Origin of the sequence: Bisbaumannia pacifica (assembly GCF_007989625.1) — a bacterium.
In the GTDB taxonomy this organism is placed as follows: domain Bacteria; phylum Pseudomonadota; class Gammaproteobacteria; order Pseudomonadales; family Halomonadaceae; genus Bisbaumannia; species Bisbaumannia pacifica.
Genome location: NZ_BJUK01000005.1, coordinates 20,514 through 34,370, shown reverse-complemented (window position 1 = coordinate 34,370; position 13,857 = coordinate 20,514). Strand labels below are relative to the sequence as shown.

Sequence of the window (13,857 nt, the reverse complement as noted above, 5' to 3'; positions counted from 1 at the left end):
GCCCCCTTTCGATGCGGTCGGCGTATGTCGAGAGCTTAGTGCTCGACGCCGCCCTCGCCATGCACATGGCCGTGCTCGGCTTCTTCGTCGCTGGCTTCACGCACGGAAGCGATCTCGACGTCGAAGTTCAGGGTCTGGCCGGCCAGCGGATGGTTGCCATCCACGGTCACGGTATCGCCTTCCACCTTGGTCACGGTGACCATCAGCGGACCACCCTGGGTCTGGGCCTGGAACTGCATGCCCGGCTGCACTTCCTCGACGCCCTGGAAGGCATCGCGGGGGACTTCCTGCACCAGTGCCGGCTGGAGCTCGCCATAACCTTCGGCGGGGGCCACGGTGACCTGCAGCTTCTCGCCGGCTTCGCGTCCCTCCAGCTCCTTCTCCAGCCCGGGGATGATGTTCCCGGCGCCGTGGAGATAGGTGAGCGGGTCGCGGCCTTCGGAGCTGTCCAGCACTTCACCCGCATCGTTGGTCAGGGTGTAGTGGAACGCGACCACGGCATTTTGTGCAATTTGCATTGAGGAACCTTTCGATGAGTGCATGTCCTGACAATGGTAACGTGGCGGGTCGGGGGCTGTCAGGGGGATAGGGATTTTTTTCAGCTTTCGGGCTCCGCGTATGACGTTGATTCAAGCCGCTGCGTGGCGGTTGCGCGGCCCGAATGCCAGGGCTACCCTAGCTTCACCCTTTCTTCATCCTGACCCGTGACCGAATGCTGGCGGAGAGCGACCATGACCCTGACCCTGATCTGGCTGATCAGCTTTGCGATTATCCTGTTTTTGAGCCTCAAGCGCTGGGAGCATGGCCTCGGTGGCGTCTTCGAGAAGAAGCTGCCCGAGGTGCTACGCACCGGCACCGACGAACGTTGGGTCTGGTGCCCGGCCCTGGCGGTGCTAGGGGCCACCTTTGTCGTGCGGCCCGTGGACGTGCTGCTGACCCTGATCGTGATCACCCTGGTGGTCACCATCGGCGGCAAGCTGGTGTGCTGGGCCATGAGCAAGGCCAAGCTGCACTGAGTCGAGGCGCCCGGTTTCCGGGCCCGATAGACCAATAGCAAAAGCCCGCGGCCTTGGCCGCGGGCTTTTGCGTGGTGGTTATTAGAAGGAAGGCGACGCTGAGATTTAGTAGGGGGCGACGCTGAGATTGGCGCCGCTGCCGATCAGGCGTACCCGTTGGCCGACCTGGAAGGGTTGGTCGGCCTTCTGCACGACCACCACGCTCTGGCCGTTGTCCTTGCGTACCTCGATCTCCCAGGCGGCGGTGCGGTTGACCGAGTCCTCGACACGCGAGCCGGCCATGGCCCCGCCGATGGCCCCGGCGGCGGTGGCCAGTTGACGGCCGGAGCCGCCGCCCACCTGGTTGCCCAGCAGGCCACCGATCACGGCGCCACCCACCGTGCCCAGGGCATTGCCGGAGGGGCTGTCGGCCTGGATCTGCACCTGACGCAGGGCGGTGATGGTGCCGAAGGTAACGCTCTGGGCGGTCTGGGCCTGGTTGCCCCGATAGACGTTGCCGCCATAGGGAGCCGTATTGGCGCAGCCGGCCAGGGTCAGGGCGCCGATGGCGAGGATGGGAAGCAGACGTTTCATGGTGAACCTCCTGAGGCAGTCGGTCGGGGCGAGGCCCGGGACATCCTGTCGAATGCGGGTGAACAGGTTATTGAACACTGTTTGTTAACTGGATTCTATCCTTGCTTGGAAGCTTTGACCAGTCTTGGCCGGCCGTGTGCCGTCCAGTCTAGACGGAAATGTCCCGGAGCGTATGCCGGCCCCGGGGGTAGGCGAAAGAAGGATGGTGCCGCCGGGACGCTAGGGGTTCAATACCGTCGGCCACTCGGCGACGCCTACCGCTGCGGGCTGGTTGGTCTTCTCTCCCCTTCCGGTAAGTCAATTACCGGCAGTGCTTCCCGTCGACACCGATGTAGTCCGGCTACAACCCGCGCTGCGCCCAATGGTGCATTGTGAGGTTTCTTGCACTGCACCATAGTGAAGTCATGGTTCAGGGCAGGGGATCGTTACCCCCGATTCACCGACCTGGACTCGGCTACGACCCAGGCGCCATTTTCCCTTGATCCGGGCGCCAGTGGCGAAGGTCTTTCCAAGCTTGTGACCCATCGCAGTTGCAGTACCGGGCGCTTACCCGGCCCGGAAAGCGTAGCTAAGGCACCAATCACCATCGCAGATGGCTGCCCGAGAAAAGCGTCCAGGGCAGTGATGACCTTACAAGAGGAACGACACCATGAACTGCACCGAACTGAGCCAACAAGCCGACCTTATTGCCAGCAGCTTCAGCAAGAAGGACCTGGCCCGGCTAGTGGTCGCCCTGAAGGGCAAGGGCGAGTCCCTGCAAGATGCTCTCGAGGTGATCGACACCATCGATACTCGCCTGGGCTACACCCTCGACGAGGCCTGGGAAGAGGTGCATGCCGGGGAGACCCGCATGGCCGCCGTTGACGAGGAGTAAGTCTCCTAGCCTGGCCATCAACTTCGCCCCCCTTGCCATCGGCAAGGGGGGCGTTTTTTTAGTTCATCACACCTTGGCGTGAATCCTGTCGCGGGAGATTCCATGCTCCTTTTCAGTGCCGCCACCATGGTTTCCGTGGGAGATTCTATGTCGCCCTTCAAGCCGCTGCCGCGGTTTTTGTGGGAGCGCGGATTCCGCGCGATATCGCCCGAAGGGCGACCCTAGCCGGCATCAAGGGCGACTGCGTCGCCCAATCGTCCGGCACAGCCGGACTCCCACAACACCAGTGGCCAACCAGGCCTTCCCGCTGATCTGCGAAGAACCTTTTTTTTGTGGGCTACTCATCCCTTGGCGTCTGTCTCTCCCTGCCGCTTACTTCTTGTTCCCTCTCGTTCCTCGCTCCTGTTCGTTGCCGCTATGTGTGGAGAGTAGACGCCACAGGGAGAGCATGTTGCTTTCTATCGGCGACGGAAACCCAACGGAGTCTCGGCTTACCATGCTGGATCATTGCCTTGCGATACCTGTATGCCTGGAGGCCCATCCCTCCCTAGCGAAGAGCCCCCGTCGCGTAGGAATCTCAGACGCCGGATCGCCGAGTTCTCCGCTGCTATTCGCGCCAAGATGCGATAGCCCCTACCGCCTTTCTCTCTTGCGTATCTCAGTGCTTACGCATCAGGTCGCGCACGGTCGTGGCCGTATAGCGAGCCGCACAGACCAAAAAAGGGGAGGCTTTCGCCTCCCCCAATTCCAGTTTCACCTTGGCGCCATGATCAGAACTGATTCATGGTGTTGTCCTTGCCACCGGCCTTGAGGGCCGCATCGCCGTGGAAGAACTCCTTGTGATCATCGCCGATATTGGAGCCGGCCATGTCCTGGTGCTTGACCGTGGCGATGCCCTCGCGAATCTCGCGGCGCTGAACCCCGGCCACATAGGCCAGCATGCCTTCGTCGCCGAAGTAGCCCTTGGCCAGGTTGTCGGTGGACAGGGCCGCGGTGTGGTAGGTGGGCAGGGTGATCAGGTGGTGGAAGATCCCCGCCTCCCGCGCCGCATCACGCTGGAAGTTCTGGGTCCACTCGTCGGCGAGGCGGCCCAGTTCGGTGGCGTCGTACTCGGCGCTCATCAGGTTGGCGCGATCGTAGGCGCCGACGTCCTTGCCTTCGGCCTCCCAGGCATCGAACACCTGCTGACGGAAGTTGAGGGTCCAGTTGAAGGAGGGCGAGTTGTTGTAGACCAGCTTGGCGTCCGGCACCACCTGGCGGATGCGGTTGACCATGCCGGCGATCTGGCCGACGTGGGGCTTCTCGGTCTCGATCCACAGCAGGTCGGCGCCGTTCTGCAGGCTGGTGATGCAGTCCAGCACCACCCGATCCTCGCCGGTGCCCGGCTTGAACTGGTAGAGGCCGGAGGCCAGGCGCTTGACCTTGACCAGCTTGCCGTTCTGCTTGATGACCACGTCGCCGTTGTCGATGTCGGAGGCCGAGGTGATCTCGTCGCCGTCCAGGAAGGCGTTGTACTGGTCGCCCAGGTCGCCGGGCTCCTTGGTCACGGCGATCTTCTGGGTCAGGCCGGCGCCCAGGGAGTCGGTGCGGGCGACGATAACGCCATCGTCCACGCCCAGTTCCAGGAAGGCGTAGCGCACGGCATTGATCTTGGCCAGGAAGTCCTCGTGGGGCACGGTGACCTTGCCGTCCTGATGGCCGCACTGCTTCTCGTCGGAGACCTGGTTTTCGATCTGGATGCAGCAGGCGCCTGCCTCGATCATCTTCTTGGCCAGCAGGTAGGTGGCCTCGGCGTTGCCGAAACCGGCGTCGATATCGGCGATGATCGGCACCACATGGGTCTCGTGGTTGTCGATCTGGGCCTCGAGCTCGGCCACCTTGGCGGCGTCGCCGGCGGCCTTGGCCTCTTCCAGGGCGCGGAACAGGTGGTTGAGCTCCCAGGCATCGGCCTGGCGCAGGAAGGTGTAGAGTTCCTCGATCAGCCCGGCCACGCTGGTCTTCTCGTGCATGGACTGGTCGGGCAGAGGGCCGAACTCGGAGCGCAGGGCGGCGACCATCCAGCCGGAGAGGTAGAGGTAGCGGCGCTTGGTGGTCCCGAAGTGCTTCTTGATGGAGATCAGCTTCTGCTGACCGATGAAGCCGTGCCAGCAGCCCAGCGACTGAGTGTACTGGGCGGTGTCGGCGTCATAGGCGGCCATGTCCTCGCGCATGATCTTGGCGGTGTACTTGGCGATGTCCAGGCCGGTCTTGAAACGGTTCTGGGCACGCAGGCGCGCGGCGTTCTCGGGGCGGATGCTCGCCCAGTTGCTGCCCATGGCCTCGCGCAGTTGGGTCAATGCCTTGATATCGTCTTGGTATGACATGGGGCCTTCCTTCCTCAGTGGTATCGAGCCTTGCCGGTGACCCACAGGTATCGATCGATGCTGCACCTGCGAAGTACTTTCAGGGTCGACCAGCGTCGGTGGTTTGTCTCTGCTGCCTTGGTCGAAGGCGGCGCCGGTTTAAAACGAATGTTTAATCTCTGACTACAAGGTCGTCATCAAACGAATGTTTTCTGCCGGGCTTGCTAACCACTATGGCCCATGGCTGCTGGGCTCAACAATCGACACTTAGGGGAAGAAGGCGTTGTAGCATGACTACAAGAGGGCCTAGGGCGGCCCTCATTGTGTAGTGACTTTTCGTTTGGACATGGCGAGGGTGGAGACTCGATCCGCCCTCAATCCACCAGGGATAGGCGCATGTTGCGGTGCGGGATTCCGGCGTCGAGGAAGTCGTCGCCGTAGGCTTCGAAGCCGAGTTGCTCGTAGAAGGGCAGGGCATGCAGCTGGGCGGAGAGCTCCACGCTGGGGTGGCCCTGGGTGCGGGCGGCCTCCACCGCCGCCGCCACCAGGCGCTGGCCGACGCCCTGGCCGCGGGCCTCGGCGAGCACCGCCACCCGGCCGATATGGGCGTCCGGCAGCAGGCGGGCGGCGCCCACCGCCACCTCATCCCGATAGGCCACGAAGTGCAGGCTGATGGCGTCGCGGCCGTCCCACTCCTCCTCCTCGGGCACCTTCTGCTCCACCACGAAGACCCGGTGGCGGATGGGCCCGGCGGTCTCACCGAGCTCCTCCCAGTCGCCCTGGTGAATGGTGATGGCATCACTCATGGTCAGTCTCCTCGTCATCGAGCGCCGCCTCGTCCAGGGGCCAGGCGAGGCTGCCACGATTGAGCAGCTCGACCAGCAGGGCGGCGGCGCCGGGGTAGGTCAGGATGCGGGCATCCAGGGGGGCTCGCGAGGCCAGGGTTCGGGCCAGCTCGGCGTCGCAGGCCAGGCCGTCGCCATCCACGAAGAGGGTGGTGCGGCCGTCGGCTTCCCGACGCCAGGCGAAGCGCGAGCCCAGGCTGCGCTCCAGCCAGGCGCCGTCCTGTAGCTCGGCGACAAGCTCGTCGGCGGCCAGCGGCGTCTCCTGGGGCACCAGTTGGTCCACGTACTTGGGTTGGGTCATCACCCGGCCGAACCACTGGGCGAGCTGCTGGGGATCGTCGAGGGTCTCGAGGATCAGCCGGCGCATGCGCTCGAGTGCCGCGTCGTCGAGCTCGTCCGGGTCGGCGGGCGGGGCCATGCCGGTGTCGGCGTAGCGCAGCGAGGCGGGTAGCTGTTCGCCCAGGTAGTCGGCGTAGGAGGTCACCGCCTCGTCGGCGGAGGGCGCTCGGAAGCCCACCGAGAGGGTCATGCAGTCCGCGGACTGGCTGACCCCGTGGTGGGCCCAACCCGGCGGCACATAGAGCATATCGCCCGGCTCCAGGACCCAGTCCTCTCCCGGCGTCACCTCGAAGCGCTCGAGGATACGCAGGTCGATGCCGTCGAGGATGGGGGCGTCGTCGGGGACGCGCCCACCCAGTTGCCAGCGGCGCTGGCCGCTGCCCTGGAGCAGGAAGACATCGTACTGGTCCACATGGGGGCCGACGCTGCCGCCCGGGGGGGCGTAGCTGATCATGATGTCATCCAGGCGCCAGCGTGGCAGGAAGGCGAAGGCCTCGAGGAGCTCGGCCACCTGGGGGACATAGTGATCCACCGCCTGGACCAGCAGGGTCCAGTCGCGCTCGGGAAGCCTGGCGAAGGCGGTTTCATCGAAGGGGCCGTGGCTGACCTGCCAGGGGCCCTGGGGGCCGCGTTCTTCCACCAGGCGTGCCTCCACCCCGGCCTCGCAGGCCAGGCCGGCCAGCTCGTCCGGCTCCAGGGGGCACGGGAAATCGGGGAAGGCGCCGCGAATCAGCAGCGGCTTCCGCTGCCAGTAGTCGCGCAGGAAGTCGGCGGCGCTGAGGCCGCCGAGCATGGGCAGTGGCGTATCGGTCGACATAGGGATCCTGGGACTCGAATGGGATGGAGGAGCAACCGGGCCATAGCGTGAAGCCGGGAGCCGCCCCTGGCGCCTATGACCGGAGGCGGCAGCTGGCTTTCAGCTTAGAGCTTACGCGCCTGCTCGACGGCGTTGCCGATATAGCCGGCCGGGGTCAGGGCCTTGAGCTCGGCCTTGACCGCGTCGGGCAGCGCCAGGGTATCGATAAAGGCGGCGAAGCCGGCCTGATCGATGCGCTTGCCGCGGGTCAGCTCCTTGAGCTTCTCGTAGGGCTTCTCGATGCCGTAGCGGCGCATCACCGTCTGGATCGGCTCGGCGAGCACCTCCCAGCTGGCATCCAGGTCTTCCGCCAGGCGCGCCGGGTTGGCTTCCAGCTTGCCGATGCCCTTGAGGGTCGCCTGGTAGGCGATCAGGCCATAGGCCAGGCCCATGCCCAGGTTGCGCAGCACCGTGGAGTCGGTGAGGTCACGCTGCCAGCGGGAGATGGGCAGCTTCTGGGCCAAGTGGCCGAGCACCGCATTAGCCAGCCCCAGGTTGCCTTCGGAGTTCTCGAAGTCGATGGGGTTGACCTTGTGGGGCATGGTCGAGGAGCCGATCTCGCCGGCCACGGTGCGCTGCTTGAAGTAGCCCAGGGAGATATAGCCCCAGACGTCCCGGTCGAAGTCGATCAGGATGGTGTTGAAGCGGCACACGGCGTCGAACAGCTCGGCGATATAATCGTGGGGCTCGATCTGGGTGGTGTAGGGGTTGAAGGTCAGCTCCAGCCCTTCCACGAAGGCCTTGGCGTGGGCCTCCCAGTCGATCTCCGGGTAGGTGGCCAGGTGGGCGTTGTAGTTGCCCACGGCACCGTTGATCTTGCCCAGCAGTTCGACGCTTTCGACCTGCGCGAGCTGGCGACGCAGGCGGTAGGCGACGTTGGCCATCTCCTTGCCCAGGGTGGTGGGGCTGGCGGTCTGGCCGTGGGTGCGCGACAGCATCGGCTGGTCGGCGTGGGCCTCGGCCAGGCGCGCCACCTCGCCGGTGACCCGGCGCATCACCGGCAGCAGCTCGTCGAGGCCGCCCTTGAGCATCAGCGCGTGGGAGAGGTTGTTGATGTCCTCGCTGGTGCAGGCGAAGTGCACGAACTCGGTGATGGCGTGCAGCTCCGGCTGGCCCTCGATCTTCTCCTTGATAAAGTACTCCACCGCCTTGACGTCGTGGTTGGTGGTGCGCTCGATCTCCTTGATGCGCTCGGCGTCCTGTACCGAGAAGTCGCGCACCAGGGCCTCCAGGAAGGCCACCGCCTCGGCGGAGAGCGGCGGTACCTCGGTGATCTGGGAGTGACCGGCCAGGGCCTGCAGCCAGCGGATCTCGACGGTGACCCGGGCCCGGATCAGGCCGAACTCGCTGAAGTGTTCACGAAGGGCCGTGGCCTTGTCGGCATAGCGGCCATCGACGGGGGAGAGGGCGGTAAGGGCAGAGAGTTGCATGGGTTCGATCCGTACTGGGTGAAGGGTCAATTCAGGGCGTCGAGGGCGCGTTGCATGGCCTTGCGCTGGAAGATCAGCTTCCAGCGCCGCCCGCCCTGCTGGTGCCAGAGCAGGGCGAAGCGAATGCCGGTGAGCAGGGCGGCGCGCACCCGCTCCGGCATGCCGCGGCTCTGCAGCAGCCCCGGGTCGCCCTGTACCACGATGCGGTACTTGAAGTTCGACAGGGTCTGCTGGTAGAGCTCACCGAGGCTGGCCACCACGTTCTCGTGGTGTTCGCCGAAGTGCTCGGCCTGGCCCTGGATGCGCGGCAGTTCCTGGCCCAGGGTGGCCATCATCCGGTCGTTCTTGCGCAGCTTGTTCATCAGCAGCAGCAGCGAGAAGCCGTAGCGCAGCACCACCGGGTTCTGCTGGCGGCGACCGAGCACTGCCTCCAGCACCTCGAGGCCCTGGCGCAGGTGGTTGGGGTGACCGCCATAGATCGCCTCGAAGCTCTCCGGGTCGGTGTCCAGGGTGGCGTGGAGCAGGGGGTTCCAGGCGCGTTCGTCGGCCTGGCCGGTGCGGGCCAGCTCGTCCACCACCCGGGCGGCCTGGAAGACCCCCGCCAGGGCCAGGGCCTGGCGGGTGGTGGGGTCATCGGCGGAGCGATGGATGGGCGTCGGGGTCATGAGGCGGCCTCCGCCCGATTCCAGGTCGCACGGATCACCCCGCCGCCGAGGCAGATCTCGCCATCATAGAGCACCAGGGACTGGCCCGGGGTCACCGCCCGCTGCGGCTCATCGAAGTGCACCTCGACGCCGCCGTCGTCGCGAGCGTGCATCACGCAGGGCACATCGGACTGGCGGTAGCGGGTCTTGGCGGTGAGCCGCGCCTCGGCCGCGGGGGGCTTGCCGGCCACCCAGTCCATGGCCTCGGTGGCCAGGCTGTCGCTGTAGAGCAGCGGGTGGTGCTTGCCCTGGACGGCGACCAGGACGTTGCGCTCCAGGTCCTTGGCGGCCACGTACCAGGGCGCCTCGGAGTGGTTGGGCAGGCCGCCGATGCCGAGCCCCTGACGCTGGCCCAGGGTGTAGTACATCAGCCCCAGATGCTCGCCGATGACCTCGCCTCCTGGGGTCTCGATGCGTCCCGGCTGGGCCGGCAGGTACTGTTGCAGGAAGTCGCGGAAGCGCCGCTCGCCGATGAAACAGATGCCGGTGGAGTCCTTCTTGCGCGCGGTCACCAGGTCGTGACGCTCGGCGATGGCGCGCACCTCGGGCTTCTCCAGCTCGCCCACCGGGAAGAGGGTACGAGCGATGGCGGCCTCCGGCACGGCGTGCAGGAAGTAGCTCTGGTCCTTGTTGGGGTCCAGCCCCTTGAGCAGCCGCGGCCGCGTCTCGCCGTCGAGGCGGCCGAGCACTTCGCCCTGGCGCACATAGTGGCCGGTGGCGATCTTCTCGGCGCCGAGCATCTCGGCGTAGTCTAGGAACACCTTGAACTTGATTTCGCGGTTACACAGGATGTCCGGGTTCGGCGTGCGCCCGGCCCGGTACTCGGCCAGGAAGTGCTCGAAGACGTTGTCCCAGTACTCGGCAGCGAAGTTGGCGGTATGCAGCTTGATACCCAGCTTCTCACACACGGCCTGGGCATCCGCCAGGTCCTCCTTGGCGGTGCAGTACTCGGTGCCGTCGTCCTCGTCCCAGTTCTTCATGAACAGGCCTTCGACCTGATAACCCTGCTCGAGGAGCCGCAGGGCGGACACGGATGAATCGACACCGCCGGACATGCCGACGATGACCTTGCCCGAAGATGACCCCGAAGATGACATAGACGCTCTCGGATTGGCGTGGCTGGCAAATAGGCGGGGATTATACCCGACGGAGCCGATCGGCGGTAAGGGTGGCCGGAACCCCCGGGCGCGCGACCTAGAGGTCGTGGATCACGCCCAGCGGGTAGTGACGCCCCGCCGCGGCGTCATGGATGCGCCGTAACACCAGGGGGCTACGCAGGCGGCCGTCCCGGTCCAGGGCCTCCAGTTCGTCGAGGGTCAGCCAGTGGCAGGCGAGGATGTCGCTATCGAGGGCGCGTTCGAGGCGGACCTCGGCCCGGGCGACAAAGCCATGACTGTGGAAGGTCAGCCCCGAATCGGTGCGAAAGCAGTAGAGTCCCAGGTAGGCCCGGGGAGTGACCCGCCAGGCGGTCTCCTCGAGCGCCTCGCGACACACCGCCTCGACCAGGCGCTCGTCCGGCTCCAGGTGACCGGCGGGCTGATTGAAGAGGGTGGCGGGGCCGCCGCGCTCCTCTTCCACCATCAGGTAGCGGCCGTCATGCTCCACCACACAGGCCACGGTGACCCGGGGGCTCCAGCGACTCATCGGCCGCGTCTCGGCTTGGCGTGGCCCCGGCTCGCCGGCTTGCCGCCGCGTCCAGCGCCCTTGGCGGGGCGTCCCTGGGGCTTGACCGAGGCATGCAGGGTCTCGCGGCGCCACTCCCCCGGAGCCAGGCCATCCAGGCGCCAGGGGCCGATGGCGATGCGCACCAGGCGCAGGGTGGGGTGCCCCACATGGGCGGTCATGCGCCGCACCTGGCGATTGCGCCCCTCGCTGATGGTCAGCTCCAGCCAGGTGGTCACCGGATGGCGCCTGGGGTCCAGGGGCGGGTCGCGCTCCGCCAGGCCAGAGGCGTCCAGGCGACGCACCTTGGCGGGGCGGGTGGGGCCGTCGCCCAGGGTGACGCCGCGACGCAGCGCCTCCAGGGCGGCGTCATCGGGCACGCCCTCGACCTGGACCCGATAGGTCTTGGGCTGCTTGTGGCGGGGGTGGCTGATGCGATGGATCAGCTCGCCGTCATCGGAGAGCAGCAGCAAGCCTTCGGAGTCGTGGTCGAGGCGCCCCGCCGGATAGATGCCTGGCACCCGGATGATATCGGCCAGGGTGGCGCGGCGCTCCGCACCGGCCGCGCGGTCGGTGAACTGGGAAAGCATGCGATAGGGCTTGTGGAGTAGGTAGAGGGTGCTCATAAGGGCAAGCTTACCGGCAAGCGGGGCGGGATGGCAGGGGGAGAGGAGAGGCCCTTACCCTTATTGCTTATGCGTCGAACCGGGCGCGCTGGTATAATGCCGCCGCTCGCCGGGAGCGCCCTCGATACGTCGGGGCCTGCTACAAGCAACCTGCCGGGCGCCGATGTTCCTCGCAAGACCCGGTCTCATCGCCTTGCCGGGCGGGCCGCATAGAGCCCCCGAGGCGGACATCGTCAGCGCGCGCTACCGATCCAGTTTCATGCCACCGCAGTGACCAGAGAGATCAACGCCAACATGTCAAAAACGCCGAAGATTATCTATACGCTTACCGACGAAGCACCGGCCCTGGCCACCTATTCCCTGCTGCCGATCATCGATGCCTACACCGACTCCGCCGGGATCAGCGTTGAGACCCGGGATATCTCCCTGGCTGGCCGCATCATCTGCCTGTTCCCCGAATACCTGAGCGACGAGCAGCAGCTCGGCGATCACCTGGCCGAGCTCGGCGAGCTGGCCAAGACCCCCGAAGCCAATATCATCAAGCTGCCCAATATCAGCGCCTCGGTGCCGCAGCTCAAGGCGGCCATTCGCGAGCTGCAGGGCCAGGGCTACAAGCTGCCCGACTACCCGGACGAGCCCACCAGCGACGTGGAGCGCGACATCAAGGCGCGCTACGACCGGGTCAAGGGCAGCGCCGTCAACCCGGTACTGCGTGAGGGCAACAGCGACCGTCGTGCCCCCAAGTCGGTGAAGAACTACGCCCGCAAGTACCCGCACCGCATGGGCGAGTGGAGCGCCGACTCCCAGTCCCACGTGGCTTGCATGAGCGAGGGCGACTTCTACGGCAGCGAGCGGTCCGCCACCATGAGCGCCGAGGGCGCGGTGAAGATCGAGCTGATCGGCAAGGACGGCAGCACCACCGTGCTCAAGGAGAAGACTCCGGTCCTGGCCGGCGAGGTGATCGACGCCGCGGTAATGAGCCACCAGGCGCTCACGGCCTTTATCAAGGAGCAGGTGGCCGACGCCAAGGCCCGTGACGTGCTCTTCTCCCTGCACCTCAAGGCCACCATGATGAAGGTCTCCGACCCGATCATGTTCGGCATCGTGGTCGAGGCCTTCTACGGCGAGGTGCTGGAGAAGCACGCCGAGGCCCTGTCCGAGGTCGGTTTCGATGCCAACAACGGCATCGGCGACCTCTATGCCACCATCGCCAAGTTGCCCACCGACAAGCAGGACGAGATCAAGGCCGATATCGAGGCCCTCTATGCCGAGCGTCCGCGCCTGGCCATGGTCAACTCCCACAAGGGCATCACCAACCTGCACGTGCCCAGCGACGTGATCATCGACGCCTCCATGCCGGCGATGATCCGCGACTCCGGCAAGATGTGGGGCGCCGATGATGCGCTGCACGACGCCAAGGCGGTGATCCCGGATCGCTGCTACGCGACCATCTATCAGGCCACCATCGACGACTGTAAGGCCAATGGCGCCTTCGATCCGACCACCATGGGCAGCGTGCCCAACGTCGGCCTGATGGCTCAGAAGGCCGAGGAGTACGGCTCCCACGACAAGACCTTCCAGATTCCCGCCGATGGCACCGTGCGCGTCACCAACGACGCCGGCGAGGTGATCTTCGAGCACGCCGTGGAGAAGGGCGATATCTGGCGCATGTGCCAGACCAAGGACGCACCGATCAAGGACTGGGTCAAGCTCGCCGTGACTCGCGCTCGCGACAGCGAGACCCCGGCGGTGTTCTGGCTCGACGCCAATCGTGCCCACGATGCCCAGTTGATCAACAAGGTCGAGGCCTACCTCGCCGAGCATGACACCAGTGGCCTGGATATCCGTATCCTGGCGCCGGTGGACGCCATGAAGCTCTCCCTGGAGCGCATCCGCCGCGGCGAGGACACCATCTCCGTCACCGGCAACGTGCTGCGCGACTACCTCACCGACCTCTTCCCGATCATGGAGCTGGGCACCAGCGCCAAGATGCTCTCCATCGTGCCGCTGATGAACGGTGGTGGCCTGTTCGAGACCGGTGCCGGCGGCTCCGCGCCCAAGCACGTCCAGCAGCTCCTCGAGGAGAATCACCTGCGCTGGGACTCCCTGGGCGAGTTCCTGGCCCTGGCCGCTTCCCTCGAGCACCTGGGCAAGACCTTCGACAATGCCCGAGCACGGGTGCTGGCCAAGGCGCTGGACGAGGCCAATGGCAAGTTCCTCGACAGCAACAAGTCGCCGTCGCGCAAGGTCGGCGAGCTGGACAACCGCGGCAGCCACTTCTACCTGGCCATGTACTGGGCCGAGGCCCTGGCCGCCCAGGACGAGGACGCCGAGCTCAAGGCGCTGTTCGGCAAGCTGGCCGAGGAGTTCCACGCCAAGGAGGCGGTGATCGTCGAGGAGCTCAACGCGGTACAGGGGCAGGCCGTGGATATCCAGGGCTACTACCACCCCAACGGCGAGCTGACCGAGCGGGTCATGCGCCCGAGCGAGACCCTCAACGCCGCCCTGGCCCTGGTGGCCAAGGGCTAAGCGGCTTCGCTCGCTCTCGGCACGCGAGCGCTGTGGCCCCCGCCCGACTGACGGGCGGGGG

Annotated in this window: 13 protein-coding genes; 3 read left to right on the top strand and 10 right to left on the bottom strand. The window is 66.0% G+C overall.

Annotation, left to right across the window (positions count from 1 at the left end):
- Positions 1-35: 35 nt before the first annotated feature.
- The gene (locus HPA02_RS02955) at positions 36-518 is read right to left on the bottom strand and encodes an FKBP-type peptidyl-prolyl cis-trans isomerase (RefSeq protein ID WP_146801590.1); all 483 of its coding nucleotides are present in this window, start codon (positions 516-518) and stop codon (positions 36-38) included.
- 213 nt (positions 519-731) lie between these two features.
- On the opposite strand from HPA02_RS02955, the gene HPA02_RS02950 reads away from it, so the two are divergent.
- Entirely contained in the window at positions 732-1,016 is a 285-nt protein-coding gene (locus tag HPA02_RS02950; RefSeq protein WP_146801589.1) for a hypothetical protein, read from the top strand.
- Positions 1,017-1,121: 105 nt separating this feature from the next.
- Here the strand turns inward: HPA02_RS02950 and HPA02_RS02945 are convergent, their stop codons facing one another.
- The gene (locus HPA02_RS02945) at positions 1,122-1,589 is read right to left on the bottom strand and encodes an outer membrane lipoprotein (RefSeq protein ID WP_146801588.1); all 468 of its coding nucleotides are present in this window, start codon (positions 1,587-1,589) and stop codon (positions 1,122-1,124) included.
- A gap of 649 nt (positions 1,590-2,238) precedes the next feature.
- Here HPA02_RS02945 and HPA02_RS02940 point away from each other — a divergent pair.
- Positions 2,239-2,463, top strand: coding sequence for a hypothetical protein (locus HPA02_RS02940; RefSeq protein WP_146801587.1), 225 nt, complete (start codon positions 2,239-2,241; stop codon positions 2,461-2,463).
- Positions 2,464-3,233: 770 nt separating this feature from the next.
- Here the strand turns inward: HPA02_RS02940 and HPA02_RS02935 are convergent.
- The 8 genes from HPA02_RS02935 to HPA02_RS02900 all read right to left on the bottom strand — a co-directional run bounded on the left by HPA02_RS02935 (position 3,234) and on the right by HPA02_RS02900 (position 11,267).
- A complete protein-coding gene (locus HPA02_RS02935; RefSeq protein WP_146801586.1) occupies positions 3,234-4,826 on the bottom strand; it encodes an isocitrate lyase in 1,593 nt (530 codons plus the stop codon).
- A 353-nt stretch (positions 4,827-5,179) separates the two neighbouring features.
- Positions 5,180-5,611, bottom strand: a complete 432-nt coding sequence (locus HPA02_RS02930) for a GNAT family N-acetyltransferase (RefSeq protein ID WP_146801585.1) — start codon at positions 5,609-5,611, stop codon at positions 5,180-5,182.
- Entirely contained in the window at positions 5,604-6,806 is a 1,203-nt protein-coding gene (locus HPA02_RS02925; protein ID WP_146801584.1) for a cupin domain-containing protein, read from the bottom strand. Before HPA02_RS02925 ends, HPA02_RS02930 begins: the two co-directional genes overlap by 8 nt.
- 104 nt (positions 6,807-6,910) lie before the next feature.
- On the bottom strand, positions 6,911-8,275 hold the full coding sequence (gene purB / locus HPA02_RS02920) for an adenylosuccinate lyase (RefSeq protein WP_146801583.1): 1,365 nt from the start codon (positions 8,273-8,275) through the stop codon (positions 6,911-6,913).
- Positions 8,276-8,301: 26 nt separating this feature from the next.
- Positions 8,302-8,940, bottom strand: a complete 639-nt coding sequence (hflD, locus tag HPA02_RS02915) for a high frequency lysogenization protein HflD (RefSeq protein WP_146801582.1) — start codon at positions 8,938-8,940, stop codon at positions 8,302-8,304.
- Positions 8,937-10,076 (bottom strand): tRNA 2-thiouridine(34) synthase MnmA, encoded by a 1,140-nt coding sequence (mnmA, locus tag HPA02_RS02910; RefSeq protein WP_146801581.1) that lies wholly within the window; start codon positions 10,074-10,076, stop codon positions 8,937-8,939. The genes hflD and mnmA overlap by 4 nt, the downstream gene beginning before the upstream one ends.
- 97 nt (positions 10,077-10,173) lie before the next feature.
- Positions 10,174-10,623 (bottom strand): NUDIX hydrolase, encoded by a 450-nt coding sequence (locus HPA02_RS02905; RefSeq protein WP_146801580.1) that lies wholly within the window; start codon positions 10,621-10,623, stop codon positions 10,174-10,176.
- A complete protein-coding gene (locus HPA02_RS02900) occupies positions 10,620-11,267 on the bottom strand; it encodes a pseudouridine synthase (RefSeq protein WP_146801579.1) in 648 nt (215 codons plus the stop codon). Before HPA02_RS02900 ends, HPA02_RS02905 begins: the two co-directional genes overlap by 4 nt.
- 294 nt (positions 11,268-11,561) lie before the next feature.
- Here HPA02_RS02900 and HPA02_RS02895 point away from each other — a divergent pair, with 294 nt between their 5' ends.
- Positions 11,562-13,796, top strand: a complete 2,235-nt coding sequence (locus HPA02_RS02895) for an NADP-dependent isocitrate dehydrogenase (RefSeq protein WP_146801578.1) — start codon at positions 11,562-11,564, stop codon at positions 13,794-13,796.
- Positions 13,797-13,857 lie beyond the last annotated feature (61 nt).